Consider the following 25,342-nt stretch of genomic DNA (forward strand, 5'->3'; position numbering starts at 1 on the left):
TCATCCTCCTGGCTGGTGGCGGCGGATCGCCGCTTCCGCTTCGCCGATCGCGTCGGGCGTGCCGACCGTCATCCAGTGGCCATCGAGCAGGAGGCCGTGGAGGCGCCCTTTTTGGGCAGCGCGATCGAAGTAGATGTTGAGGTTGAAGGCATCATCAGGCGCGTCGGCAAAGAGCCGGGAGTGAAGCGCGATCGCGCCGGCATAGACCACCGGGTTTGGCAGACCTTCGGTGTATCGCGTCAGCTTGCCGTCGGCACCGAGCGAAAAGTCCTTCTTGCCGTTGTGACCGGTCGTGTCCTCATCGCGCACGCACAGGAGCAGCATGTCCATGCGGTCCGCATCGAAGGCTGCGGCGAGGCGCGTCAGGTTGCTGGGAACGCCGACCGGTTCCCCGACCCAGAAGAGGTCGGCATTCATCACCAGTACGGGGCCTTCCGGCAGCAGTTTCAGGCCCTTGGCCAGGCCGCCGCCGGAATTCATCAGCGCATCGCGCTCGTCGGAAATCAGGATCTCCGGGCTTCTTCTCTGGCTGAGATGTCCTTCCATCTGGTCGGCGAAATGATGCACGTTGACCGCGGCCTTGGTGATGCCGGCCTCTGCCAGCAGATCCAGCACGTAGTCGATCATCGGCTTGCCCGCGATCTCTACGAGCGGCTTCGGCATGGTGTTGGTGATCGGGCGGAGCCGGGTGCCGAGGCCCGCGGCGAGCACCATCGCATTGCTGATCGACATTGCTTCTCTGTCAGTTCGCTGATTCGGAATCTAGGATTCCGGTCTTCATACACCAGTCGTGCAAGGGTTTCAGCGATTCATGTGTGAGCGCCGCCTGAAGATAGGCGAAAGTGCGGGGCATATGTTTCATGTAGCCGGGTTTGCCGTCCCGCTGCATCAGCCGCACCCAGATGCCGACGAGCTTGCAGTTGCGCTGCGCCGACATCAAATGCCAGTCGCGCAAGAAAGTCGCCTCGTCGAAGTTGCCGCTTGCCTGCCGTTCGGCGAGATAGGTTTCCATCATCCGGTTGGCGAGCGGAGGCGCGACGGTCACGCGCGCGTCCTGCACCAGCGATGCCACGTCATAGGCCGTCGGGCCGATCATCGCGTCCTGGAAATCGATGAGGCCAATCCGGTCCAATCCCTGGCGCTCTCCGCGCCAGATGATGTTCGGCGAGTGAAAATCTCGCAAGAGCAGGTTCGTCTCGGAGGTCTGGAGAAGATCAATCAGCCCGTCCCAGATCTCTCCGTATTCACGTTTTTCGTCATCGCTTGCCGGCGCACCGCGCTTCCACGGCAGGTACCAGTCGGTCAAAAGCCGCGTCTCGATCTTCATCGCCGTCCGGTCGAAATCCGGAATGCGGTGGATGACCGCTCTGTCGAGGTTGATCTCCCTGTCGGTCTGCTTGGCATGGAGGCGGGCGAGCAGTCGTACGCTTTCGATGTAGCGCTCGTCGATCGGCTGGCCGGCCGCGTCGAGAACGCCATCCGACCCAAGGTCCTCGATCAGCAGGATGCCCTGGTCGAGATCGCGGGCGTAGATCGTCGGCGCTGCAAAGCCGCGTGCAATGAGCAGCTGGTCGATCGCGACGAAGGGAACGACGTCTTCGGCGATATGCGCGAGCTGCTGGTAGTATTTTCCGTCCTGGAGGACGGGGCCGGGCTTGTGTCGTGGCGAATCCATCAGAATCCGGCTAACGGAGCCGTCTGCCGGGTAAATGCGCTCATAGGCCCGGATCGAGGCGTCGCCGCTGAGGTGCCGGCGCCGTGCGTTTGGGTGATCGTTCTGATCGAGGAAGTCGCGGATCGCCAGCGTGCGGGCGATGCGCTGCAGCTTTTCGTCCGGACCGGAAATTTCGACGCGGCGACCATCGCCTTCATGGGTGATGCTCAGCGTGATGCGGCTGGTGGGTAGGGCGTCGTCAGCCCGTTCCGGCCATTCGACGAGACAGACGCCTAGCGATAGCGCCTCGTCGAAGCCGAGTTCGTCCAGTTCGCTGGAATCAGCCAGCCGATAGAGATCGAAATGCGCGACCGGAATGCGCAGTTCATAGGATTGGACCAGCGTAAAGGTCGGGCTGGGGACCTCCAGCCCGTCGTCATCGGCAAGCGCCCGAAGGAAGGCGCGCGCCAAGGTCGACTTGCCGGCTCCGAGATCACCCGAGAGCGCGACGCAGTCGCCGGGCTTCAGGGCCAGCGCCAGATCTTCGCCGAGCTCGATCGTTGCCGCCTCGTCCGTCAGGAAGCGTTCGATCGCCGACATCATTCGGCCGCGACGATCGCCGGCACTTCGGCCGAGGGTATGCGGCAGGTCACTTCCGTGCCTTCGCCTTCCTTGCTGCGGATGGAGACGGTGCCGTGGTGCAGGCTGACGAAGCTCTCGACGATCGAAAGGCCGAGGCCTGCGCCGCCGCGCTGGCCGTAGCTTTCGAAGCGGTTGAACACTGTATCGAGCACGTCCTGCGGTATGCCGGGGCCGCTGTCTGAGACAGAGAAGATGAAGTCGCTGCCCTCGCGGCGGCACTTCAGGTCGATGGCGCTGCCGTCGGGCGCAAAGTTTGCGGCATTGGTGAGCAGCTTGACGAAGATCTGCTTCAGCCGCTGCTGGTCGGCGACCATGCGGCCGAGATTGTCAGGGGCGGCGATCCTGAGGGTCACGCCGCTCTCGAGCAGCCGGTCGGCCATCTGGTGGGCAATATCATCGAGGAAGTCGGTGAGACTGATCTCGGACATGTCGAGCTGGACGATGCCGGCATCGACGGTCGCGAGATCCAGGATGTCGTTGACGATCGTCAGCAGCAGCGACGAGGAGGTGGCGATGTGGTCGACATACTCCGCCTGCCGCTCGTTGAGATCGCCGAAAGCCGGCGTCTTCAACAGGTCGGCGAAGCCGATGATGTTGGTGAGCGGCGAACGCAGTTCATAGGAAACGTGGTGCACGAAGTCGTTCTTCAGCGCATCCGCCTTGCGCAGCGCCTCGTTCTTTTCGGTGAGCGCGCGCTCGACCCGGACGCTGTCGGTGATGTTGACGAAGGTCAGCATCGTCTGCGCGTTCGGCAGCGGGATGACGGCGTAGTCGAGGATCAGTCCGGTTCGAAGCTCAAGGATGCCGCGGCTGGAGGGCCGTTCGTCGTCGAAGCTGGTGATGATGTGGGTGAAACGTTTCCACCCGTCAGGCTGGTCGTAGGAGATGAGGCAGGCCTGCTCGATCGCCCGGATATGGGTGCCGGGCTTGGCCTCCGCCTCGCTGATGCCCCAGATCGCCCGGAACGCCGGGTTCGAGAGACGAATGCGGCCGTCGGGCCCGAACACAGCTACGCCTTCCGCGAGATGGTCGATCGTCTCGCCTTGAACCTGAACGAGCGTATTGTAGCGCGTTTCGAGATCGACCTTCTCGGTCAGGTTCTCGAACACCCAGGTGACCCCGCCCTGTGGGCGGGCGGTCGCGAAGACGCGCAGCGTCTGGCCGTTCGGCAGGTGCCAGAGGTCGCTCTGCGTGTCGAGCGCCTGATAGACGGAAAGCGCGGTGGCCTTCCACTGTTTCCAGTTGAGCTGCTCCGGCAGCTGGCCGCCGGCGCGCAGCCGGTCAAGCACTTCGCCGTTGTCGGGCTTGCGCTCGAGGAAGCCGATGTCGAGGTTCCACAGACGCTGGAAGGCCTGGTTGTAGAACTGCAGGCGCTGATTGCCGTCGAAGATCGCGACGGGGGTCGCCAGATGATCGAGCGTTTCGGCATGGCTCTTGAGCGTCCGGTTGAGTTCCTCGCGCACGGCCTCGATGCCGGATACGTCGACGGCGACGCCGGCCGAGCCGGCAGGGCTGCGGGCATCGACGACTTCGAAGAAGGTGCGGTTACCCCTGACGACGGTCGAAACCTTGTCGCGGAACGGTGTGTCGAAGGTGGAAACCGCGCGGATCTTTTCGCGCGCGACGGTTGCGAGCAGCTCGCGCCCTTCGGCAACCGCGACCGCGACATCAGGAGCCTCGACGGCGTCGGCATAGGCCTCGTTGACCCAGGTGAGGGCGCCATCCGTGCCGCGTTGCCACACCGGCAGATCGATGGCGTCGAGAAGGGTGCGGAAGGACACGAGCGCAGTATTGAGCCGATCGTGCTCAAGCTTCAGCTCAGCGAGTTCTGCGCGCATATTGTTGAGAGCGATGAAGCGTACGAAAGCGCGCCCGCCCGAGACCCGTCCCTGGGCCTCCAGGACTTCGTTGCGCTGCGTTTCGAGCACCAGGTCGAAGCTGCGCGCCTGGGTGCGCAGCGCGTCGATCGCATTTTCCAGTTCCCCGGCGGATTGCGCCTTGATCCAGCGGCCGAAGGCCAGGAACTCGCGGTCGTCTGCCGGCGCGCCGGTTTCGGGCGGCAGCTGGCCGAGCAGCTCAGCCCGCTCGAGCAGCCCGTCCCAGACGACGATCCGGCGGTTCTTGTCGGCCACCAGCGCCTGATAGCGCGAGAGGCGCTGGTTGGCGTCCGACAGATCGGAGCGCAATTCGCGGTTCTCGGCTTCGATATTGCCGCGCTGGCGGATCAGCCAGATCGCCGAAATCATCGCTGCGGAAACGACGCCGATGAGCACGGAGAAGGTGACGACCTCCGACGAGCCGAAGATATTTGCCTTCTGCGGCGCGACCTGGGCGAGCGCATCTGTTGCTGCAAAGAGAGTGGTACCGGCCAGAAGGTGGCGCAGGAACTTCGGGCCCTTGCGGCGGGTGCCCGGAATAGCTGTTTGGTCTCTGTTCATGGCGCTGCCATCCCCGTCTGTCCGAAGGGTGCTGCCGGCCTTGTTGCGCCTTGCACAGTTCCATCGAGGCCCTGGTCAAGGGCCTGCGTCAGTTCCGATTGCATCCCCGGTCTGTCTCCGTCTGTTTGCCGCTTATCGACAAGACATCCCATCCGCGATGTCCAAGGTCCGCACCGACATCACGAATCAATGGGTTAGAGCATACTTCCTAGTCGAATCGTCGGGAAGGGAGAGGCCCAAAAAAGCGGCCGCGCTCTCTTGTCAAGAACGCGGCCACAAGATGTTGTGGATTGCCCGGGTAAGGATTAGTACCGGTAGTGCTCAGCCTTGAACGGGCCCTGCGTCTTCACGCCGATGTAGTCGGCCTGCTCTTCGGAAAGTTCGGAGAGCTTAGCGCCGAGCTTCTTCAGGTGCAGGCGAGCGACCTTCTCGTCGAGCGCCTTCGGCAGGACGTAGACTTCGTTCTTGTACTTCTCACCCTTGGTGAAGAGCTCGATCTGCGCCAGGACCTGGTTGGAGAACGAAGCCGACATCACGAAGGACGGGTGGCCGGTGGCGTTGCCGAGGTTCAGCAGGCGGCCTTCCGAGAGCAGGATCATGCGGTTGCCCTTCGGGAACTCGATCATGTCGACCTGCGGCTTGATGTTCGTCCACTTCAGGTTACGCAGTGCGGAGACCTGAATTTCGTTGTCGAAGTGGCCGATGTTGCCGACGATCGCCATGTCCTTCATCTCGCGCATGTGGTCCATGCGGATGACGTCCTTGTTGCCGGTCGTCGTGATGAAGATGTCGGCCGACGAGACGACGTCTTCGAGTTGAACGACTTCGAAACCGTCCATCGCCGCCTGGAGCGCGCAGATCGGGTCGATTTCGGTGACCTTGACGCGGGCGCCGGCGCCGGAAAGCGAAGCTGCCGAGCCCTTGCCGACGTCGCCGTAACCGCAGACGACGGCGACCTTGCCGGCCATCATCACGTCGGTGCCGCGGCGGATGCCGTCAACGAGCGATTCCTTGCAGCCGTACTTGTTGTCGAACTTCGACTTGGTGACCGAATCGTTGACGTTGATCGCCGGGAAGGGCAGCAGGCCCTTGGCCTGAAGCTGGTACAGGCGGTTGACGCCGGTGGTGGTTTCTTCGGTCACGCCCTTGATGGCGTCGCGCTGCTTGGTGAACCAGCCCGGCGAAGCCTGGAGGCGCTTCTTGATCTGTGCGACGAGGATCTCTTCTTCTTCGGAGCCCGGGTTGGAGAGCACGTCTTCACCGGCTTCGGCGCGGGCGCCGAGCAGGATGTACATGGTGGCGTCGCCACCATCGTCGAGGATCATGTTCGAGACGCCGCCATCGGCCCACTGGAAGATCTTGTCCGTGTAGGTCCAGTATTCTTCGAGCGTTTCGCCCTTGACGGCGAAGACCGGAACGCCGCTTGCGGCGATGGCAGCGGCAGCGTGATCCTGGGTCGAGAAGATGTTGCACGAGGCCCAGCGCACGTCGGCGCCGAGGGCAACCAGCGTCTCGATCAGAACGGCGGTCTGGATGGTCATGTGCAGCGAGCCGGTGATGCGCGCGCCCTTCAGCGGCTTTGCAGCGCCGAACTCTTCGCGGCAGGCCATCAGGCCCGGCATTTCCGTTTCGGCGATCGCAATTTCCTTGCGCCCGAAATCGGCGAGACCGATGTCGGCGACGATATAGTCCTGAGTGGTGGTCATGGAATTCTCCGGGCTGATCTCTTCAAGCCGCATGGCTTCAACCGAACTGCGGCGCGATTATGCCTCCCGCGCCTACCGACGCGGTGAGAGTGCGACCGATCTATCAGGAATCAGGGGAGAGGGCAATATCGATATAAAGAAGTCTTTATATCTTTATATTGTCCGTCACATTTCTTCGCCGAACTTGTCGGCGACCAGTGCATCAAGCGCGTTCAACGCCTCTTCGGCCTGCGCGCCGCTCGCGGTCACGCATACGCTGCAGCCGGTGCTGGCAGCCAGCATCATCAAGCCCATAATGGACGTTCCGCCGACCGTCATGCCGTCCTTCGACACGGTAATCTCGGCTTCATAGGCCTCGACCGTCTGTACGAACTTCGCAGATGCCCTCGCGTGCAGGCCTCGCTTGTTGATGATCAGCAGTTCGCGCGTCAGCGACATGTCGGGGCGATGATCCATTACTTGCCACTCAGGACACGGCTGGCGACGTTGATGTATTTCCGTCCGGCTTCCGAGGCCTCGACCAACGCCTTGTCCATGTCGCTCTCGCCGCGCACGCCGGCAAGTTTGATCAGCATCGGCAGGTTGACGCCGGCTATCACTTCGACCGAGCCGCTGCGCATGACCGAGATGGCAAGGTTGGAGGGCGTTCCGCCGAACATGTCGGTCAGGATGATGACGCCGTGGCCCTCGTCGACCTTGGTGACCGCGTCGAGGATATCCTGCCGACGCTGGTCCATGTCGTCCTCGGGACCGATGCAGACGGTCTCTATAGCTTTTTGCGGACCGACGACATGCTCGAGTGCAAGTCGAAATTCCTCAGCCAGCTTGCCATGGGTGACAAGCACAAGTCCGATCATGGGTATCTTCGCTCCAACTGCACGCGCAATTCACTGATGGCCAGATATCGCAATGCAGCAATTTCGTCCACCTGTTGGGGCGGCCATCTTGGCAAGGAAAAGGGGAAGTGCAAGCCAAAAATGCTGAAAAACCAGCCTTGCTGACGGTAAATCGGGCTAGGATCCTATTTTTTCGGCGATGAGCGCATGCAAAATATTGAGAACATACGCCCCCTCTTCAACGGGAACGCGAACAATCGGGAGTACTCGCCCGAGTGGCAGGCGCAACGTCTCGTCTTCCAGCGGTAACCGCGGGTCGAAAGGCGCACTCACGGGCAGCATGGCCCAGTCCATCACCGCGGCAGGCACGGTTTCGATCTTGCCGATTCCGGCGCCGCGTATTTCAATCAGGCCGTGAATGGAGGGCGGACAGCGGGCGACGATCCTGTCGTGTTCCAGGCTCAGATCCACCCGATCGTCGGCGACGAGTGCCGCGAAGTGCCCGGCCTGTCGTGCGGCCGTGATGCATGCAAGCGCCAGCCTGGATTTGCCGATGCCGGAAGGGCCCGTGATCAGGAAGCCGCGCGTCCCGAGCACGATGGCAGTGCCGTGGACATTGGCGCCCGTCGTCACGCGTGCGGCTCGGCGGGTAGCGACAGGATGAAGCGCGCGCCGCTGACGTGGCCGTCCTGCGCGACGATGTTTTCCGCCTTCAGCGTGCCGCCATGGGCTTCGGCGATCTGCCTGGAAATCGACAGGCCGAGGCCGGAGTTCTGGCCGAAATCCTCTCCTTCCGGCCGATCGGTGTAGAAGCGTTCGAAAATGCGGTCGATGTCTTCCGCCTGGATGCCGGGGCCGTTGTCCTCGACATAGACGAGGCAGCGCGATCGCGACCGTGTGAGGCGCACGACGATCCGCCCGCTGTCTTCGGGAACGAAGGACCGGGCGTTCTCGATCAGGTTGGTGATAATCTGGCCGATGCGCAGGTCGTGGCCGTTGACGGCGAAGCGGGCCCTGGGACTGTCCTTGCGGTCGATGACGAAGTCGAGCAGCACCGCCTTCTTCTTGCTGCGGATCTGGCGCGAAATATCGACGAGGTCGCCCAGAAGCCTTTCGAGGTCGATGATCTTGGCATCGCTGCGGGCAAGCTCGGCGTCGAGGCGCGAGGCGTCCGAAATATCGCTGATCAGACGGTCGAGACGGCGGACGTCATGCTGGATGACGTCCATCAAGCGCTTCTTCGATTCGTCGGTCCGCGCAAGCGGCAGGGTCTCGACGGCGCTGCGCAGCGAGGTGAGGGGGTTTTTCAGCTCGTGACTGACATCGGCCGCGAAATTCTCGATCGCCGCGATCCGATCGTAGAGCGCGGTCGTCATTTCCCGGAGCGCGACGGACAGGTTGCCGATCTCGTCTTGGCGAGAGGAGAAATCCGGGATCTCCTCGCGCTCCTTGGCACCGCCGCGCCGCACGCGGACTGCCGCCGCTGCGAGCCTTCGAAGCGGATTGGCGATCGTCGAGGAGAGAAGCAGCGACAGGATGATGTTGACGAGGGCAGCCACGCCGAAGACGCGGATGATGGCAAGGCGCTCCGCCTGGACGATCTTGTCGATGTCGCCGGCTTGCGTCGAAAGCAAGAGAACGCCGAGCACGGCGCGGAACCGCTGCACCGGGACGGCCACCGAAACGATGAGCTCGCCCTTCTCGGTGACGCGCTCGACATAGCCGCGCACGCCGGTCAGCGCGTTGGTGACCTCAGGATAGATCGAGCCGTTGCCACCGGGCGGTTCCTTGTAGAGTGGTAGATTGCCGGGCTGCAGCAGCTTGTTCAGCCAGCTGTTGAGCTTTCCGCCGATGCCCGTCGATTCCGGCTCGATCGGCGGCAGGTCGAAGCGCAGCACCTGGCCGCCGCTATAAAGGTGTCGGGAATCGAGCAGCAGGTCGGCATCGGCATCGAAGAGGCGGGCGCGGGTGCGCGTCGGCGAAATCAGCCGCCTGAGAACCGGCGCAACACGTTCCTGGATGATCGGGAAATCGAGATCCTCGTCGCTGGGCAGCGGCGTAATGCTCTGGCCGGCCTGCAGTTCGAGCAGCTTTTCGGGATCGATGGTGATCGAGTTGGTATCGACCGAGGCGGAAGCTGAGATGGCGCCGGCGATGATTTCGCCCTGGGTCAGCAGGCTTTCGACGCGGGCGTCGATCAGCCCCTCGCGGAACTGGTTGAGATACATGATGCCGCCGACGAGGACGACGAGTGCCACCAGGTTGAAGAAGACGATGCGGCGGGTGAGGCTCGAGAAGACGGCATTGCCGAACAGGCGGCGAATCAGCGTGAAAGGATGTGCCCAGCGGCGCTGGCCCATATGTGCCTGCGCACGTCCGTCACTGTCTTCGATGTCGCCCTGCAAGACTTCTACCAAATGTCCCGCTCCCGCGCGGACTTCCGTCACGTTCTCTCGATTGCAACGCTGACACGGCCCGAGTGCCGGGCGCGACGCCGTCGTTCACTTTGTGTGGTTCCGGCCCAGAGGTCCGATGGCGCGGCGGGGTTTCAAAGGCAGCCTTGGCCGTGCTCCCGTCGCGCCGTTTCTGAATGCGCCACAATCGGCGCGATGGCAAGTCCCGCGGCTCAGGCTGTCTCGCGGAAACGATAGCCGACACCGTAGAGGGTCTCGATCATGTCGAAGTCGTTGTCGACCATCTTGAACTTCTTGCGCAGCCGCTTGATGTGGCTGTCGATGGTGCGGTCGTCGACATAGACCTGCTCGTCATAGGCGGCGTCCATCAGCGCGTCGCGGCTCTTCACCACGCCCGGGCGCTGCGCCAGCGAATGGAGGATGAGGAATTCGGTCACCGTCAGCGTTACCGGCTCGCTCTTCCAGGTGCAGGTGTGGCGCTCCTGGTCCATCACCAGTTGCCCGCGCTCGAGCGAGCGCGACGGCGTGTCGGAGGCCTTGGCGGGATTCGTCGGGTTGGCGGCAGCCGCTTCGCGGTTTGCGGCGCGACGCAGGATCGCCTTGACGCGTTCGACCAGCAGGCGCTGCGAGAAGGGCTTGGTGATGAAGTCGTCGGCACCCATCTTCAGGCCGAAGAGTTCATCGATCTCTTCATCCTTGGAGGTGAGGAAGATCACCGGCAGGTCGGACTTCTGTCGCAGGCGGCGCAGCAATTCCATGCCGTCCATGCGCGGCATCTTGATGTCGAAGATCGCAAGCTGCGGCGGCCGGGCGAGCAGGCCCTCAAGCGCGGAAGCACCGTCGGTATAGGTCTCGACCTTGTAGCCTTCTGCCTCCAGGGCGATGGATACGGACGTCAGAATATTCCGGTCATCATCGACAAGCGCGATGGTCTGCATCGTGTTCAACTCCGTCTTTTGAGGTGCCGGTCTCGTCCCCGAAAACTCCGGCATTCGCGAGTCACGGGTGCGTTAGTGAGTATAAAGGTGGAACAAATTGTGGCGAAGCCCAAAAAGTACCTGTCGTAACGATAGGATAGGTCCTGTCAGATCGGTGTTCGGCAGGCCGAATTCAACCGATTAAAAAAACGATAATTTTCTTTAAATCGATTAATATACTGAAATCATTATTCTTTTTTTGACGCCGCCTTGTTTTTGAGCGAGCATGCAAGTATGGTCCGGCGAAATTCAACGCCAATGGCCAAACACGAAGGAAGCTTGACCATGGAGCAACTCGGCACTCGCAATCTCGCGAACGGCTTGGAAAAACTCGGCTTTACCGACCTGGAAACGGTTCGGTACAACCTCGAAGCCGCAGAGCTTTATGAGGAAGCTCTTCGCCGCGGCGAGGCTGAACTGACGGCACACGGGGCGCTTGTTGCCCGTACCGGCCAGCACACCGGTCGTTCGCCGAAGGACAAGTTCGTGGTTCGCGATGCGAACACCGACGACCAGATCTGGTGGGACAACAACAAGCCGATGTCTCCGGAGCATTTCGCCCTGCTGCGAAAGGACATGCTCGATCACGCCAAGGGCATGTCGCTTTATGTGCAGGATCTCGTTGGCGGCGCCGATGCCGACAACGCCCTTCCGACCCGCGTTGTCACCGAATATGCCTGGCACTCGCTGTTCATCCGCAATCTCCTGATTCGTCCGGCACACGAAGCGCTTGCCTCCTTCCTGCCGAAGCTGACGATCATCGATCTCCCAAGCTTCAAGGCTGACCCGGAGCGCTACGGCTGCCGCACGGAGACCGTCATTGCCTGCGACTTCACCAACGGACTGATCCTGATCGGCGGCACGTCCTATGCCGGCGAAATGAAGAAGTCGGTCTTCACCGTTCTCAACTACCTGCTGCCCAAGAAGGGCGTGATGCCGATGCATTGCTCGGCCAATGTCGGCCCGGCAGGCGACACGGCGATCTTCTTCGGTCTCTCCGGCACCGGCAAGACGACGCTTTCGGCCGACCCGACCCGCACGCTGATCGGCGACGACGAGCACGGCTGGGGCGAGCACGGCGTCTTCAACTTCGAAGGCGGCTGCTACGCCAAGGCGATCCGTCTGTCGGAAGCTGCCGAGCCGGAAATCTACGCGACGACCCGCCGCTTCGGCACGGTCATGGAAAACGTCGTGCTCGATGAGCGCCGCGTTCCGGATTTCGACGACGGTTCGCTGACGGAAAACACCCGCTGCGCCTATCCGCTCGACTTCATCCCGAATGCCAGCGCCACCGGCACCGCGCCGCAGCCGCGCACGATCATCATGCTGACGGCCGATGCCTTTGGCGTGATGCCGCCGATTGCCAAGCTGACGCCGGAACAGGCGATGTACCACTTCCTCTCCGGCTACACCGCCAAGGTTGCCGGCACGGAAAAGGGCGTCACCGAGCCGGAAGCCACATTCTCGACTTGCTTCGGCGCGCCGTTCATGCCGCGGCATCCGTCGGAATACGGCAATCTCCTGAAGGACCTGATCGCCAAGAACGGCGTCACCTGCTGGCTGGTCAACACCGGCTGGACCGGCGGCGCCTACGGCACCGGCAGCCGCATGCCGATCAAGGTGACCCGCGCTCTGCTCGCCGCAGCACTCGACGGCTCGCTGAACGCCGCTGAACTGCGCACCGACGCCAACTTCGGCTTCGCCGTTCCGGTCTCGGTCCCCGGCGTCGACGACGGCATCCTCGATCCGCGCTCGACCTGGGCCGATGGTGCGGCCTATGACGCGCAGGCGCGCCGCCTCGTCGATATGTTCATCGCCAACTTCGCCAAGTTCGAAGAACATGTTGATGGCAGCGTTCGCGATGCGGCTCCCGGCACCAAGCTTGCCGCCGAATAAATATCGTCAGCTATGATTCACGTGAAACCCGGCCTCCCACGGCCGGGTTTTTCGTTTTCGTGGCGAATGTTTTCAAGAGGTTCGCTCTGTGCCATAGATCGGGGCGAGGTGAACCATGGCTAGCGATCCGCTCTACATAAACGACAACATAATGATTGCCGGCTGGGAGCTGACGGAGCAATTCGTGCTGGCCGGCGGGCCGGGTGGGCAAAACGTCAACAAGGTGTCGACCGCCGTTCAGCTGTTCTTCAACGTGCTGGCCTCTCCGGCGCTTTCCGATCGCATCAAGGCCAACGCCCTGAAGATTGCTGGGCGTCGTGCCTCGAAAGAGGGCGTGCTGATGATCGAGGCCAGCCGGTTTCGCAGCCAGGAGCGCAACCGCGAAGATGCGCGCGAGCGACTGAAGGAACTGATTCTCAAGGCCGCGGAGCCGCCACCACCGCCACGCAAGAAGACGAAACCGACCCGCGGCTCCGTCGAGCGCCGTCTCAAGGAGAAGTCCGGGCGCGGCGAGATCAAGAAGCTTCGGGGGCGGCCGGCCGGCGACTGATTTCTTTTTTGCCGCTCCTTGCCTTTGGCAGGCGGCGCCCTCTCTTACCGAGCAGTGTTTTCGCAAAAGGAGATATTCATGGGTCTTTTCAGCTTTATCAAGAACGCCGGCAAGAAGCTTGGCATCGGCGGCGACGATGACGCCCCGGATGCCGAAAGCGTTCAGAAGGAACTTGCATCCCACGATCTCGGCACAAAGGACGTGCAGGTCGAAGTGGCCGGTGACAAGGTCGTGCTGAAGGGTGTCGTGAAGGACCAGAGCGTCTTCGAAAAGGCCGTGGTCGCCGTCGGCAACACGCTCGGCGTCTCGGCGGTTGAAGCCTCGGAGCTCAAGGTTGCCGATGCTGGTGCTGCACCGGCACCCGCCAAGGCGCCGGTCTTCTATACGGTCAAAAAGGGCGACAACCTCTGGAAGATCGCCGAGGCACAGTACGGCAAGGGCAAGGGTGCCAAGCACACCGTCATTTTCGAAGCCAACAAGCCGATGCTGACGCATCCGGACAAGATCTACCCCGGCCAGGTTCTGCGCATTCCGGATCTGGACGCCGCTTGAGCGTGTCGTTCACGCGTCCTCTTGCAATCGCGACGCTGGCGAGCCTTTGGCTTGCCGGCGCTTGTCTGGCGCAACCGTTCCGTGAACCGGCCAAGGGCAGTACTGAGCGTGCCGCCATCCTCGACGCGATCCGTCCGGCGGTGGAGGCCGAAATGCGCGGTCCGGTCGAGTTCGTCGCCACGACGATACGTGCAGCACCCAACTGGGCCTTCCTGCAGGTCGAGCCGCAACGTCCCGGTGGCGGCACTATCGACCTTGCGCAAACCGGGTTGCGTGACGAGGCTGACATGATGGATGGTCTGACGGTGTTTGCACTGGTCAGCTTCCAGAATAGCCGCTGGAACCTCGTCGATCACGTGGTCGGGCCGACGGATGTCGCCTATGCCGGCTGGCCGCTTCGCTACGGCGTGCCGGCAGCACTTCTCGGCCTGGAGCAATAGGGGCTTCCAATGCAGGTGCTCCCGAAAGGGATCAGACATATCCCGGGCTATCTCGATCGCACCCGGCAGGAACAACTCGTCGAAGCGATTCGTCGTGTCGTTGCCGAAGCACCGCTCTTCGTGCCGGAAATGCCGAAGACCGGAAAACCCATGTCGGTTCGCATGACCAATTGCGGCTTGCTCGGCTGGGTCACGGATCGCGATCGCGGCTATCGTTACCAGGCTCAGCATCCGGTGACCGGCCGGCGCTGGCCGCCGATGCCGGACATAGTGCTCGAGATCTGGCAGGCGGTTTCCGCCAGCCAAAAGATGCCGGAAGCCTGTCTTGTGAACTTCTATTCCGAGGAGGCCCGCATGGGTCTGCACCAGGATCGCGACGAGCGTGATCTGGAAACGGCCGTCGTCTCGATCTCGCTCGGCGACAGCTGCCTTTTCCGCGTCGGCAGCAATCAGCGCGGGGGACAGACCATGTCCTTCCGGCTCGAAAGCGGCGATGTCGTCGTGCTCGGTGGAGAAGGGCGGCTCGCGTTCCATGGCGTCGACCGGATCTATCCGAACACGTCGACGCTGCTGAAGAACGGTGGTCGGGTCAACCTGACGCTGCGTCGCGTCAATCCATGACGGGCTTATCGAGCGCTCAGAGTTTTCTGAGCGCCACCTTTTCCGTCAGGTGGTTCGGGCCCTTTTGCAGGATCAGGTCGGCGCGCGGGCGCGTCGGCAGGATGTTCTGGTGCAGGTTCTTCAGGTTGATGTTGTGCCACAGGCCCTCGGCGATTGCGCGCGCCGCATCCTCGCTGATCGTGGCATAACGATGGAAGTAGGATTCCGGGTTCTTGAAGGCGGTTTCGCGCAACCGCATGAAGCGGTTGACGTACCAGCTATGGATCAGGCTCTCCTCGGCATCGATATAGATCGAGAAGTCGAAGAAATCCGAGACCATCGGCACGATCTTGCCGTCGGCCGGCAGGTTGCGCGACTGCAGCACGTTGATGCCCTCGAAGATCAGGATATCCGGGCGGTCGATGACGGTGAACTGGTCCGGCAGCACGTCATAGGTCAGGTGCGAGTAGCTCGGCGCCTTGACGTTCGGTTGGCCCGCCTTGATCGCAGACAGGAAGCGCAGGAGCGCGCCGACGTCGTAGCTTTCCGGAAAGCCCTTGCGATCCATCATGTTTTCGCGCTGGAGCACGGCGTTCGGGTAGAGAAAGCCGTCGGTCGTCACCAGATCGACCTTCGGGCTTGATGGCCAGCGCGACAGGAGTTGCGCAAGGATACGGGCCGTGGTCGATTTGCCGACGGCGACCGATCCGGCAATGCCGATGACGAAGGGCGTCTTCGTTTCGGACATGCTGAGGAAGCGCTTGCGCTGCTCGAAGAGCATCTGGGACGATTCCACATGGGTCGAGAGCAGGCGCGACAGCGACAGGTAGATCTGCCGGACTTCACGGAGATCGACGGGGTCGTTCAGCGAGCGCAGCCGCTGCACTTCGTCGGCCGTCAGCGTCAGCGGCGTATCGGCGCGAAAGCGCGACCATTCCTCGGCGGTGAAGAAATGATAGGGCGAATAGTCCCGCTGCTGCAGATTGTCCGGCAGGTCCGCCGCTTCGATGTCTTTGGCCGCTATCGTCATGGGGTCTGCCGATTTGCCTTTTCCTGCAGGCCAGATTGGTTGGTTCGCCGCGCGAGCTCGTTCAGCACATCCTGCAACGGAACGTCGGCGATCTTCAATACGACCATCAGATGATAGATGAGATCGGCGCTTTCGGCGACGAGATTCGCGCGGTCGTTGCTGACGGCCGCGATCACCGTCTCGACCGCCTCTTCCCCGAGTTTCTTGGCCGCCTTCGGCTGGCCGCTCGCGACCAGCTTTGCCGTCCAGGATTCGTCCGGCGCCGCCTTCGCGCGCGTCGCGACGATGGCTTCGAGATCGGAAAGTGTGAAGTCAGCCATGGAAGATCCTGAAGCTCAGTCGAGGCGCATGGCGATGCCATGCTCCGCCATATAGCGCTTGGTTTCGCCAATGCTATAGGTGCCGAAGTGGAAGATGGAGGCGGCGAGCACGGCGGTCGCATGACCGTCGCGGATGCCGGCTACCATGTGGTCGAGGTTTCCGACGCCACCCGATGCAATGACCGGGGCACGAACGGCATCGGCGACCGCGCGGGTGAGCGCAATGTCATAGCCGCTCTTCGTGCCGTCGCGGTCCATCGAGGTCAAAAGGATTTCGCCGGCGCCGAGATCGACGACGCGGCGGGCAAACTCGATCGCGTCGATGCCGGTCGGCTGGCGTCCGCCATGGGTGAAGATCTCCCAGCGATCCGTTTCGCCGTCCTTCGACACCTTCTTGGCATCGATGGCAACGACGATGCACTGGTTGCCGAACTTGTCGGCGGCTTCCGCAACGAATTCAGGGTTCTTCACGGCAGCGGTATTGATCGACACCTTGTCGGCGCCGGCAAGCAGCAGCTTGCGGATGTCGGAGACCTGGCGCACGCCACCGCCGACGGTCAGCGGCATGAAGCACTGTTCGGCGGTGCGGGCGATGACGTCGAAGATCGTCTCGCGATTGTCGGAGGACGCGGTGATGTCGAGGAAGCAGAGCTCGTCGGCGCCGGCGGCATCATAGGCGCGTGCCGCCTCAACCGGGTCGCCGGCGTCGATCAGGTCGACGAAGTTGACACCCTTGACGACACGGCCGTCCTTGACGTCGAGGCAGGGGATAACGCGGGCTTTGAGGGACATGGTCAGGCCTTTCTCGCGGCGCGGATCAGATCCAACGCTTCCTGCGGGTCGATGCGGCCGTCATAGAGCGCGCGGCCGGAGATGGCACCTTCGAGTTTGTGTGCGTCCGGCGCAACCATGCGGCGGATGTCGTCCATCGAGGCAAGACCGCCCGAGGCGATGACCGGAATGGAAACCGCATCCGCCAGCTCCAGCGTCGAGGTCCAGTTGATGCCGGTCAGGATGCCGTCGCGGTCGATGTCGGTATAGATGATCGCCGAAACGCCGGCGCCCTCGAACTTCTTGGCAAGCTCGATCACGCCGAGCTCGGAGGCCTCGGCCCAGCCCTCCACGGCGACCTTGCCGCCCTTGGCGTCGATGCCGACGGCGACCTTGCCGGGGAACTTGCGGCAGGCTTCTATGACGAGTGCCGGATCGCGCACAGCGACCGTGCCGAGGATGACGCGGGCAAGGCCGCGCGACAGCCAGTTTTCGATATGGTCAAGCGTGCGGATGCCGCCGCCGAGCTGCACCGGGTTACGGGTCGCCTTGAGGATGGCGTCGACGGCCGCGCCGTTGACCGTCTCGCCGGCAAAGGCGCCGTTGAGGTCGACCACGTGCAGCCATTCGAAGCCCTGTTCTTCAAAGGCGCGGGCCTGGGCCGCCGGGTCGGGGTTGTAAACCGTCGCCTGGTCCATGTCGCCGAGCTTCAGGCGTACGCATTGCCCGTCTTTCAGGTCGATGGCGGGAAATAGGATCATAGGTCTGTCCAATCGAGAGAGGCGAAAGCTCAGGGCTTCCAGCGCAGGAAATTCGAGATGAGGGCAAGGCCGAGGGCCTGGCTCTTTTCCGGGTGGAACTGCGAGCCGGCCTTGTTGCCGTTGGCGACGAAGGCGGTGACCGGACCGCCGTAATCCGCTTCGGCGACCACGTCGCCGGCGTTCTCGGCGGCCAGATGGTACGAATGCACGAAATAGGCGTGCAGGCCGCCTTCGCCAACCCGGATGCCGTCAAACAGCGGATGTTCGCGCTTGAGCGTGAGCGTGTTCCAGCCGATCTGCGGGATTTTCAGCGAGGTGTCGGCAGGCGCCATTTCGACGACATCGCCGGGGATCCAGCCGAAGCCGTGGGTGATGGTCTTTTCGAGCCCGCGCGACGACATCAGCTGCATGCCGACGCAGATGCCGAGGAACGGCCGGGCGGCCTGTTCCACCGCTTCGGTCAGCGCCTGCTCCATGCCGTCGACGGCGGCAAGGCCACGGCGGCAGTCGGCATAGGCACCGACACCCGGAAGCACGATGCGGTCGGCGCTCGCCACCCGCTCCGGCTTGTCGGTGAGGTCGATCTCGGCTGAAATGCCGGCTTCGCGAGCGGCCCGTTCGAAGGCCTTGGTGGCTGAGCGCAGGTTGCCCGAGCCGTAGTCGATGATGGCGACGCGCATCAGCGTTCTCCGTAGGAATCAAAAAGGCCGAGGCCGGGTCCGCCGTTTGAGGGCTTGCGCGCGGTCCAATCGGCCGGGGAAGGGGTGGCGGGCTTTGTCTCGCCCGGTGCCACGCTCGTGAAATAGATCTCTTCCGCCGTCTCCAGATTGGGTGCCGGCACGATGGAACGAAGCGTCCAGTCACGAGCCGTCAGGCTGCGTGCCACCAGAACTGGCCCTTCCAGCGCGACGAGCAGCCGCAGCGCGAGCTGCACCAGCACCGATGCAAGGAAACCGCCTGCGAGACTCGACAGGGAGATTAACGAAATCTGCAGAACAGCAACTGCGATTCCGATTGCCCATTGCCGCTTGAAGAGAAGCCAGAGCGCCGGGAAGAGAAAGGCGCCCCAGGAGAAGCCGTCGGCAACGAAGCGTGTTCGCTCGTCGTCGGCGCGCGCACCCGGCGGGGTGAGGATCAGGTAAGAAGCCATGGGTTCAGCCAGTGACTGGCCGCTTAGGCAAGGGTCCCCTTGGTCGAGGGAACGCGGCCGGCCTGGCGCGGGTCGATTTCGGTTGCGGTGCGGAGCACGCGGGCGACGGACTTGAAGCAGGTCTCGGCGATATGATGGTTGTTGGCGCCGTAGATGTTCTGGATATGCAGCGTGATCCCGGCATGCTGGGCGAGCGCCTGGAAGAACTCACGCACGAGTTCCGTGTCGAAGGTGCCGATCTTCGGCGCGCTGAAGGCAACGTTCCAGACGAGGAACGGCCGGCCGGAAACGTCCACTGCCGCGCGGGTCATCGTCTCGTCCATGGCAAGGTCGAGCGAGGCGTAACGGGCGATGCCGCGCCGGTCGCCGAGCGCCTTGGCGAGCGCCTGGCCGATGGCAATGCCGGTGTCCTCGACCGTATGGTGGTCGTCGACATGCAGGTCGCCGTCGGTCTTGATCTCCATGTCGATGAGCGAATGGCGGGCGAGCTGGTCCAGCATATGGTCGAAGAAGCCGACACCGGTCGAAATCTTCGAAACGCCGGTGCCGTCGATGTTGACCGATACGGACACCGCGGTCTCGTTGGTTTTACGCGAAACCTGTGCGGTGCGGCTGGACGTGGCTTCTGCCATCGGGCTCTCCTGTATGCGCCAGTGCGGGGGGAGGAAAGTCTGTGCGGTTTCCTCATCTCGCGCTCGCTTGCGATCTCGGCCGCTCCTTATCAGGCAAATGCTGAAATATCCAGAACTTGAGCGTTGATTCGAATCATCCGACACCGGGCCCTGAACGAAGATTGCACCCTCGGGCGGTTGCCATTTGCAAATGTGTCTGCCGTACTTACATAGGCCTCAAGCAACCAGGCTCGTGTCACGAGCCGCAACGCCCCAAGTAAACGCCCCCAAGTATCAGGGGCCGACAGGTATCTTCATGAGTGAACACAATCCCTACGGAACGATGCATGCGACGACCATCATCACGGTACGCAAGGATGGCAAGGTGGTGATGGCCGGCGACGGCCAGGTGAGCCTCGGCCAGACCGTGATGAAGAGCAATGCGCGCAAGGTGCGGCGTCTCGCGAAGGGCGACGTGATCGCCGGCTTTGCCGGCGCGACCGCCGACGCCTTCACGCTGCTCGAAAGGCTCGAGGCCAAGCTTGAACAGTACCCCGACCAGCTGATGCGCGCGGCGGTCGAACTTGCCAAGGACTGGCGCACCAACAAGTATCTGCGCAATCTCGAAGCGATGATGCTGGTCGCCGACAAGTCGATAACCCTGGCGATCACCGGCAATGGCGACGTACTTGAGCCGGAACACGGCACCATCGCCATCGGCTCCGGCGGCAACTACGCCTTTGCCGCAGCGCGCGCCCTGATGGACAGCGACAAGTCGGCCGAGGATATCGCCCGGCGGGCGCTGCAGATCGCCGGGGACATCTGCGTCTATACCAACCACAATATCGTGGTGGAGACGTTGGATGCCGAATGAGCCCAAGCATGTCAGCTTCGCGCCGGTGGTTGATGACCATCTGCCGCTGCTGCATGCCTGGCTGAGTGAACCGCATGTGCGGCAATGGTGGGGCGATCCGGACAAGGAAGTGGAACTGATCCGCGAAGGCTGCGCGACCGGAGAGGTGGAGGGCTTCATCTTCCACGTGGCCGGCGAGCCGGCTGGCTACATCCAGTCCTGGATGCCTTTTCAGTACCCGGACGAGGAGCCCTGGGCGAAGGATCTGCCGGCCGATGTGCCCGGTATCGATATCTTCGTCGGCCCTGCGGAATTGACGGGCAGGGGTGTCGCCTCGCTGGCGCTGCGAGCTTTTGCCGAACGGCTCTTTGCCGCCGGCGCGCCCCGAATCGTGATCGACCCTGATGCGGGCAACCGCCGGGCGGTCAGCGCCTACACCAAGGCCGGCTTCGTGCCCTACGCAGAATGGATAGATGTATCTGGTCGCACGCTCCTGATGGAACTGACGCGGACCGAATTTGAGAGGACTACATGAGTACGTTTTCACCCAGAGAGATCGTGTCGGAACTCGACCGTTTCATCATCGGCCAGAACGACGCTAAACGCGCCGTCGCCATTGCGCTACGCAACCGTTGGCGCCGCCAGCAGCTCGGCGACGAGCTGCGCGATGAGGTCATGCCGAAGAACATCCTGATGATCGGCCCGACCGGTGTCGGCAAGACCGAGATTTCCAGGCGTCTGGCCAAGCTCGCCGGCGCGCCCTTCGTCAAGGTTGAGGCGACCAAGTTCACCGAGGTCGGCTATGTCGGCCGCGACGTCGAGCAGATCATCCGTGACCTCGTCGAGGTCGGGATCGGCCTCGTGCGCGAAAAACGCCGCGCCGAAGTCAAGGCCAAGGCGCACCAGAACGCCGAAGAGCGCGTGCTCGATGCACTGGTCGGCGCCACGGCCTCGCCGGCGACGCGCGATTCGTTCCGCAAGAAGCTGCGCGCCAACGAACTCGACGACAAGGAGATCGAGGTCGACCTCGCCGAGACCGGTGCGCCGGGTGGTTTCGAAATTCCGGGCATGCCGGGCGCCAATATCGGTGTGCTCAACCTTTCGGAAATGTTCGGCAAGGCGATGGGTGCCCGCACCAAGAAGGTCAAGACGACGGTCAAGGCCTCCTATGAGCTGCTCATCAACGACGAGTCGGACAAACTGCTCGACAACGAGCAGATCCAGCGCGAGGCAATGCGCGCGGCCGAAGACGACGGCATCGTCTTTCTCGACGAGATCGACAAGATCGCCTCGCGTGAGGGCGGCATGGGCGCCGGCGTGTCGCGCGAAGGCGTGCAGCGCGACCTGTTGCCGCTCGTTGAAGGCACGACGGTTGCGACGAAGTATGGACCGGTCAAGACCGACCACATCCTGTTCATCGCTTCCGGCGCCTTCCATGTGGCAAAGCCCTCGGACCTGCTTCCGGAATTGCAGGGCCGTCTGCCGATCCGCGTTGAGCTCCGTGCGCTCACCAAGGAAGATTTCCGCCGGATCCTGACGGAAACCGAAGCGAGCCTCATCCGCCAGTACAAGGCGCTCTTGGACACGGAAGAGGTGAAGCTCGACTTCACCGACGACGCGATCGATGCGCTCGCCGATGTCGCGGTGCAGCTGAATGCCAGTGTCGAGAACATCGGCGCCCGCCGCCTGCAGACGGTGATGGAGCGCGTACTGGACGAGATCTCGTTCAATGCGCCCGACAGCGCCGGACAGGCGGTGACGATCGACGCGGAGTATGTGCGCAAGCATGTCGGCGATCTCGCTGCCAACACCGATCTGTCGCGCTACATCCTGTGACATTTCGGTCGTCGAGGCGCGCAAACGCCCGCAACCCAGAATAGACCGGGCGCCTGTCTCTCGACAGGCGCCCGCATTTTTTCTAACACGGACACGGAAATTGATCGTGGCCCGGGCATCTTTCCGACATGATCTTGGCGTAAGAGCCGCCCCGCCGACCGAGGCAGCCTCCACCAGTCACAGGAAGAAGAGATCGTGCGTTTTACCGCCTGCATGCTCGCTATCGCCACGTTTTGCCTGACCGCAAGCCAGACAATCGCGGCGACCGCCGTTCCGCCGGGCAACCGCAACGTCGAGCAGCCCGGTATCCCCGGCGCTTCCGTGCGCCGAACCAAGGCCGGCCGCACCTCCTTCGATGCCAAGTTCGAGAAAGTCCGGGATCTGCTGGCGACCGACAAACAGCTGATCAGCAAGATCAAGTCCGTGTCGCGCGCCTATGGCATCGCGCCGATCCACATGGTCGGCGCCATCGTCGGCGAGCATACCTACAATGTCGACGCCTATGACCGGCTGCAGTCCTATTACGTCAAGGCGGCCGCTTACGCCGGCAACAGCTTCCAGTTCGGCTATGATGGCGAAACGGTCGCCGAGTTCGTCGCCCGGCCGCAATTTTCCGAATGCGGTGCCAAGAAGGGTGCCTATGCGCTCTGGAGCTGCCGCGAGCGGGTCTGGGACAACGACTTCCGCGGCAAGTCGGTTGGCGGCAAGTCCTTCCCGAACAACCGCTTCAGCGCCGTTTTCTTCCAGCCGTTCTTTGCCGGCCAGACCTTCGGCCTCGGCCAGATCAACCCGCTGACGGCGCTGATGCTGACCGACATCGTCGCAAAGACGTCGGGCTACGACCGCCTCGATGAAAACAACGCCGCTGGCGTCTATGAGGCGATCATGGATCCGGATGTGTCGCTCGCCTATATGGCGGCCTCGATCCGCCATTCGATCGACGCCTACAAGTCGATCGCCGGCCTCGACATTTCCGACAATCCCGGCATCACGGCGACGCTCTACAATGTCGGCAATCCGGACGGCCGCGCAGCTGCCCTTGCCGCCAAGATCCAGAGCGGACAAGCGCAATGGCCGGAGGAGAATTATTACGGCTGGCTCGTCAACGACAAGCTTTCGGAGCTTGAAAGCCTGTTGTGATTCACGTGAAGCACTTTCCTTGATTGCGCCGTAAAAACCTGAAATCATTGGCGCAATCGAGAAAGGCAATCACCATGGACATGCGTCCGGAGCCCTTCGAACCGCCGGCTCCCGTTCCTCGAGTGGGCATCCCTTCCTACCTGCAGATCATCAGGACGGTCTTACGCAATCCGCTCGAACTGTGGGGCGAGCCATCCTACACCTTGCCCTGGATCGAGACGAAGTTCGTCACCCAGCGCACTTTGATCGTCAACGATCCCGGTCTCATCCGTCACATCCTCGTCGACAATGTCGGCAACTACGAAATGTCGAAGGTTCGCCGGCTGATCCTCAGGCCGATCCTGCGCGACGGCTTGCTGACGGCCGAAGGCGAGGTCTGGAAGCGCTCGCGGAAAGCCATGGCGCCGGTGTTCACACCGCGCCACGCCAAGGGTTTCGCAGGCCAGATGTTGCGAAGCTCGGAAGCATTCGTCGAGCGCTATGCCGGCGCCAAGACAGCTCCGTTCACGACCAACATCGCCAACGACATGACGGAACTCACCTTCGACATTCTTGCCGAAACGCTGTTTTCCGGTGAGGTGGCGGTGGAGCGGGAAGGGTTTGTCCAGAGCGTCGAGGAACTCCTGCACCGCATGGGCCGCGTCGATCCCATGGACATTCTGCTCGCGCCGGAATGGATACCGCGCCCAACCCGGATCGGCGGCAAGAAGGTGATGAACCGGTTCCGCTCGATCGTGTCCGAGACCATGGCGATCCGGCGGCGCAAGATGGCGGCGGATCCCGAGGGCACGCCCAAGGATTTCCTGACCCTGCTTTTGGAGATCGAGGGCAGTCAGGGCCTTTCGACTGCGGAGATCGAGGATAACATCCTGACCTTCATCGGTGCCGGGCACGAGACAACCGCCCGGGCGCTCGCCTGGACGCTCTATTGCATCGCCAACACGCCGGCCTATCGCGAGACGATGGAGGCCGAGATCGATGCCGCGATCGCAAGCGGTGCCGATCCGGTCGAATGGCTCGGCCTGATGCCGCATGTCCTTGCCGCCTTCGAGGAGGCGATGCGGCTCTATCCGCCGGCGCCGTCGATCAACCGGGCCGCGATCGAAGAGGACGAGTGGACTTCCCCCACCGGAAAGCGGGTACGCATCCCCAAGGGCATCGCGGTGCTGATCATGCCGTGGACGCTGCACCGCCACGTTCTTTACTGGGATAAGCCCCGCGCGTTCATGCCCGAGCGTTTCCTGCCGGAGAACCGCGAGAAGCTGCATCGTTACCAATATTTGCCCTTCGGCGCCGGCCCGCGCGTCTGCATCGGCGCCACTTTCGCGCTACAGGAAGCCGTGATCGCGCTCGCCGTGATGATGCATCGCTACCGTTTCGATCTGACCGAGGAGACAAATCCCTGGCCGGTGCAGCGCCTCACTACTCAACCGCGGGGCGGGTTGCCGATGAAGGTGTCGGTTCGCTGAAGGTCTTGCCGGGGATCGGCGACTGTACCGAGCGCACCGGCGAGTCGGCCGGCTTCGGCTGCTGCAGTATCTTCGACGGTTTCTTGATCGTCTTGATCTGGGCGCAGGTGGCGTCGCCGACATTGTCGCACGGTTTGTAGACGACAATCTCGCTTCCGGCACCATCGTCCCACACCGCCTGGATCGTCAGCGTCTTCGCGGTGTCGGCCGGCAGCTTATAGACATACTCGGCCGTCTCATCGGCCGGCAGGTTGAACGGGATCTGCGGATTGCACTTCGCCAGCGGAAAGCGCTGATCGAGCGTGTCCGAATTGATCGAATATCGAATTTCCGATAGCCGGCAATGCATCGTCTGCAATGCGGTGAAGTAGATCAGTTGCCGGTCGTCATAGTCGCGAAACTGCACCCAGCCGGTCTGCTTGTTGGCGTCGAGCATCGCCTTGTAGATCGCGACATCCGGAAGTTGCGGCTTGTACTCTTCTTCCTCCGCGTCCTGTGCTTGGGCCAGGTTCAGCGGAAACCAGATGAAAGCGGCAAACGGGAGCCAGACGAAAATAGACGGACGGCGGCCTTCGAGCATGCGCAGGTGTCCCCATCTTTTGACCCGTGTCGCCCAGTTGATCATCTATGTCTGCGGCACGATGGTTTTCTCTTGAAATATGTCATATCACCGCATCGATCCCCATTGAACCCGGG

Annotated in this window: 27 protein-coding genes; 10 read left to right on the forward strand and 17 right to left on the reverse strand. The window is 62.5% G+C overall.

Going from position 1 to position 25,342, the window contains the following annotated elements; all coding sequences use genetic code 11:
• The 9 genes from IB265_RS22285 to chvI form a co-directional block, all read right to left on the reverse strand.
• Positions 1–732, reverse strand: coding sequence for a nucleotidyltransferase family protein (locus IB265_RS22285; protein ID WP_057252052.1), 732 nt, complete (start codon positions 730–732; stop codon positions 1–3).
• A 10-nt stretch (positions 733–742) separates the two neighbouring features.
• Complete coding sequence (gene tsaE, locus IB265_RS22290) at positions 743–2,254, reverse strand: tRNA (adenosine(37)-N6)-threonylcarbamoyltransferase complex ATPase subunit type 1 TsaE (RefSeq protein ID WP_057252126.1); 1,512 nt, start codon at positions 2,252–2,254, stop codon at positions 743–745.
• Positions 2,254–4,734, reverse strand: a complete 2,481-nt coding sequence (locus IB265_RS22295; RefSeq protein ID WP_057252053.1) for a PAS domain-containing sensor histidine kinase — start codon at positions 4,732–4,734, stop codon at positions 2,254–2,256. Before IB265_RS22295 ends, tsaE begins: the two co-directional genes overlap by 1 nt.
• Before the next feature lie 305 nt (positions 4,735–5,039).
• Entirely contained in the window at positions 5,040–6,440 is a 1,401-nt protein-coding gene (gene ahcY / locus IB265_RS22300; protein WP_057252127.1) for an adenosylhomocysteinase, read from the reverse strand.
• Positions 6,441–6,605: 165 nt separating this feature from the next.
• Positions 6,606–6,896, reverse strand: a complete 291-nt coding sequence (locus IB265_RS22305; RefSeq protein ID WP_057252054.1) for an HPr family phosphocarrier protein — start codon at positions 6,894–6,896, stop codon at positions 6,606–6,608.
• A complete protein-coding gene (locus IB265_RS22310; RefSeq protein ID WP_057252055.1) occupies positions 6,896–7,297 on the reverse strand; it encodes a PTS sugar transporter subunit IIA in 402 nt (133 codons plus the stop codon). The genes IB265_RS22305 and IB265_RS22310 overlap by 1 nt, the downstream gene beginning before the upstream one ends.
• A gap of 156 nt (positions 7,298–7,453) precedes the next feature.
• The gene (locus IB265_RS22315; protein ID WP_057252056.1) at positions 7,454–7,909 is read right to left on the reverse strand and encodes an HPr kinase/phosphorylase; all 456 of its coding nucleotides are present in this window, start codon (positions 7,907–7,909) and stop codon (positions 7,454–7,456) included.
• Positions 7,906–9,636 carry a sensor histidine kinase gene (locus IB265_RS22320; RefSeq protein WP_244495662.1) on the reverse strand — a complete coding sequence of 577 codons (1,731 nt, stop codon included), beginning with the start codon at positions 9,634–9,636 and terminating at the stop codon, positions 7,906–7,908. Before IB265_RS22320 ends, IB265_RS22315 begins: the two co-directional genes overlap by 4 nt.
• Positions 9,637–9,902: 266 nt before the next feature.
• Entirely contained in the window at positions 9,903–10,628 is a 726-nt protein-coding gene (gene chvI, locus IB265_RS22325) for a two-component system response regulator ChvI (protein WP_057252058.1), read from the reverse strand.
• A gap of 324 nt (positions 10,629–10,952) precedes the next feature.
• Between chvI and IB265_RS22330 the strand changes: the two genes are divergently transcribed.
• From IB265_RS22330 to IB265_RS22350, 5 genes are all read left to right on the forward strand, one after another.
• Positions 10,953–12,563, forward strand: coding sequence for a phosphoenolpyruvate carboxykinase (locus tag IB265_RS22330; RefSeq protein ID WP_057252128.1), 1,611 nt, complete (start codon positions 10,953–10,955; stop codon positions 12,561–12,563).
• A 115-nt stretch (positions 12,564–12,678) separates the two neighbouring features.
• Positions 12,679–13,113, forward strand: coding sequence for an alternative ribosome rescue aminoacyl-tRNA hydrolase ArfB (arfB, locus tag IB265_RS22335; RefSeq protein WP_057252059.1), 435 nt, complete (start codon positions 12,679–12,681; stop codon positions 13,111–13,113).
• Between the two features lie 78 nt (positions 13,114–13,191).
• On the forward strand, positions 13,192–13,665 hold the full coding sequence (gene lysM / locus IB265_RS22340; protein ID WP_043616146.1) for a peptidoglycan-binding protein LysM: 474 nt from the start codon (positions 13,192–13,194) through the stop codon (positions 13,663–13,665).
• Positions 13,666–13,667: 2 nt separating this feature from the next.
• Positions 13,668–14,105: a hypothetical protein gene (locus IB265_RS22345; RefSeq protein ID WP_057252060.1), complete on the forward strand. Its 438-nt coding sequence runs from the start codon at positions 13,668–13,670 to the stop codon at positions 14,103–14,105.
• 9 nt (positions 14,106–14,114) lie between these two features.
• Complete coding sequence (locus IB265_RS22350; RefSeq protein ID WP_057252061.1) at positions 14,115–14,726, forward strand: alpha-ketoglutarate-dependent dioxygenase AlkB; 612 nt, start codon at positions 14,115–14,117, stop codon at positions 14,724–14,726.
• Positions 14,727–14,742: 16 nt separating this feature from the next.
• On the opposite strand, the gene coaA is transcribed toward IB265_RS22350, so the two are convergent.
• From coaA to hisB, 7 genes are read right to left on the reverse strand one after another with little or no spacing between them, the layout of a single operon-like run.
• Entirely contained in the window at positions 14,743–15,735 is a 993-nt protein-coding gene (gene coaA, locus IB265_RS22355; protein WP_057252062.1) for a type I pantothenate kinase, read from the reverse strand.
• Positions 15,732–16,055 carry a phosphoribosyl-ATP diphosphatase gene (locus IB265_RS22360; protein ID WP_057252063.1) on the reverse strand — a complete coding sequence of 108 codons (324 nt, stop codon included), beginning with the start codon at positions 16,053–16,055 and terminating at the stop codon, positions 15,732–15,734. Before IB265_RS22360 ends, coaA begins: the two co-directional genes overlap by 4 nt.
• A gap of 15 nt (positions 16,056–16,070) precedes the next feature.
• A complete protein-coding gene (gene hisF / locus IB265_RS22365) occupies positions 16,071–16,847 on the reverse strand; it encodes an imidazole glycerol phosphate synthase subunit HisF (RefSeq protein ID WP_057252064.1) in 777 nt (258 codons plus the stop codon).
• Between the two features lie 2 nt (positions 16,848–16,849).
• Positions 16,850–17,587, reverse strand: coding sequence for a 1-(5-phosphoribosyl)-5-[(5-phosphoribosylamino)methylideneamino]imidazole-4-carboxamide isomerase (hisA, locus tag IB265_RS22370; RefSeq protein WP_057252065.1), 738 nt, complete (start codon positions 17,585–17,587; stop codon positions 16,850–16,852).
• Positions 17,588–17,616: 29 nt separating this feature from the next.
• On the reverse strand, positions 17,617–18,267 hold the full coding sequence (hisH, locus tag IB265_RS22375) for an imidazole glycerol phosphate synthase subunit HisH (protein WP_057252066.1): 651 nt from the start codon (positions 18,265–18,267) through the stop codon (positions 17,617–17,619).
• Positions 18,267–18,737 carry a DUF2628 domain-containing protein gene (locus IB265_RS22380; RefSeq protein ID WP_057252067.1) on the reverse strand — a complete coding sequence of 157 codons (471 nt, stop codon included), beginning with the start codon at positions 18,735–18,737 and terminating at the stop codon, positions 18,267–18,269. Before IB265_RS22380 ends, hisH begins: the two co-directional genes overlap by 1 nt.
• 23 nt (positions 18,738–18,760) lie before the next feature.
• Entirely contained in the window at positions 18,761–19,369 is a 609-nt protein-coding gene (gene hisB / locus IB265_RS22385) for an imidazoleglycerol-phosphate dehydratase HisB (RefSeq protein ID WP_057252068.1), read from the reverse strand.
• A gap of 295 nt (positions 19,370–19,664) precedes the next feature.
• Between hisB and hslV the strand changes: the two genes are divergently transcribed.
• From hslV to IB265_RS22410, 5 genes are all read left to right on the forward strand, one after another.
• Positions 19,665–20,222 carry an ATP-dependent protease subunit HslV gene (hslV, locus tag IB265_RS22390; RefSeq protein WP_057252069.1) on the forward strand — a complete coding sequence of 186 codons (558 nt, stop codon included), beginning with the start codon at positions 19,665–19,667 and terminating at the stop codon, positions 20,220–20,222.
• The gene (locus tag IB265_RS22395; protein ID WP_057252070.1) at positions 20,212–20,736 is read left to right on the forward strand and encodes a GNAT family N-acetyltransferase; all 525 of its coding nucleotides are present in this window, start codon (positions 20,212–20,214) and stop codon (positions 20,734–20,736) included. The genes hslV and IB265_RS22395 overlap by 11 nt, the downstream gene beginning before the upstream one ends.
• Positions 20,733–22,037: an ATP-dependent protease ATPase subunit HslU gene (hslU, locus tag IB265_RS22400; protein WP_057252071.1), complete on the forward strand. Its 1,305-nt coding sequence runs from the start codon at positions 20,733–20,735 to the stop codon at positions 22,035–22,037. Before IB265_RS22395 ends, hslU begins: the two co-directional genes overlap by 4 nt.
• Before the next feature lie 195 nt (positions 22,038–22,232).
• The gene (locus IB265_RS22405) at positions 22,233–23,177 is read left to right on the forward strand and encodes a DUF1402 family protein (protein WP_093233504.1); all 945 of its coding nucleotides are present in this window, start codon (positions 22,233–22,235) and stop codon (positions 23,175–23,177) included.
• 74 nt (positions 23,178–23,251) lie between these two features.
• The gene (locus IB265_RS22410) at positions 23,252–24,646 is read left to right on the forward strand and encodes a cytochrome P450 (RefSeq protein ID WP_057252073.1); all 1,395 of its coding nucleotides are present in this window, start codon (positions 23,252–23,254) and stop codon (positions 24,644–24,646) included.
• Here the strand turns inward: IB265_RS22410 and IB265_RS22415 are convergent.
• On the reverse strand, positions 24,600–25,226 hold the full coding sequence (locus IB265_RS22415) for a hypothetical protein (protein WP_192495171.1): 627 nt from the start codon (positions 25,224–25,226) through the stop codon (positions 24,600–24,602). The two genes, IB265_RS22410 and IB265_RS22415, sit on opposite strands and share 47 nt — an antisense overlap.
• Positions 25,227–25,342 lie beyond the last annotated feature (116 nt).

The organism is Ensifer sp. ENS10, from assembly GCF_014852025.1.
Classification (GTDB): Bacteria; Pseudomonadota; Alphaproteobacteria; order Rhizobiales; family Rhizobiaceae; genus Ensifer.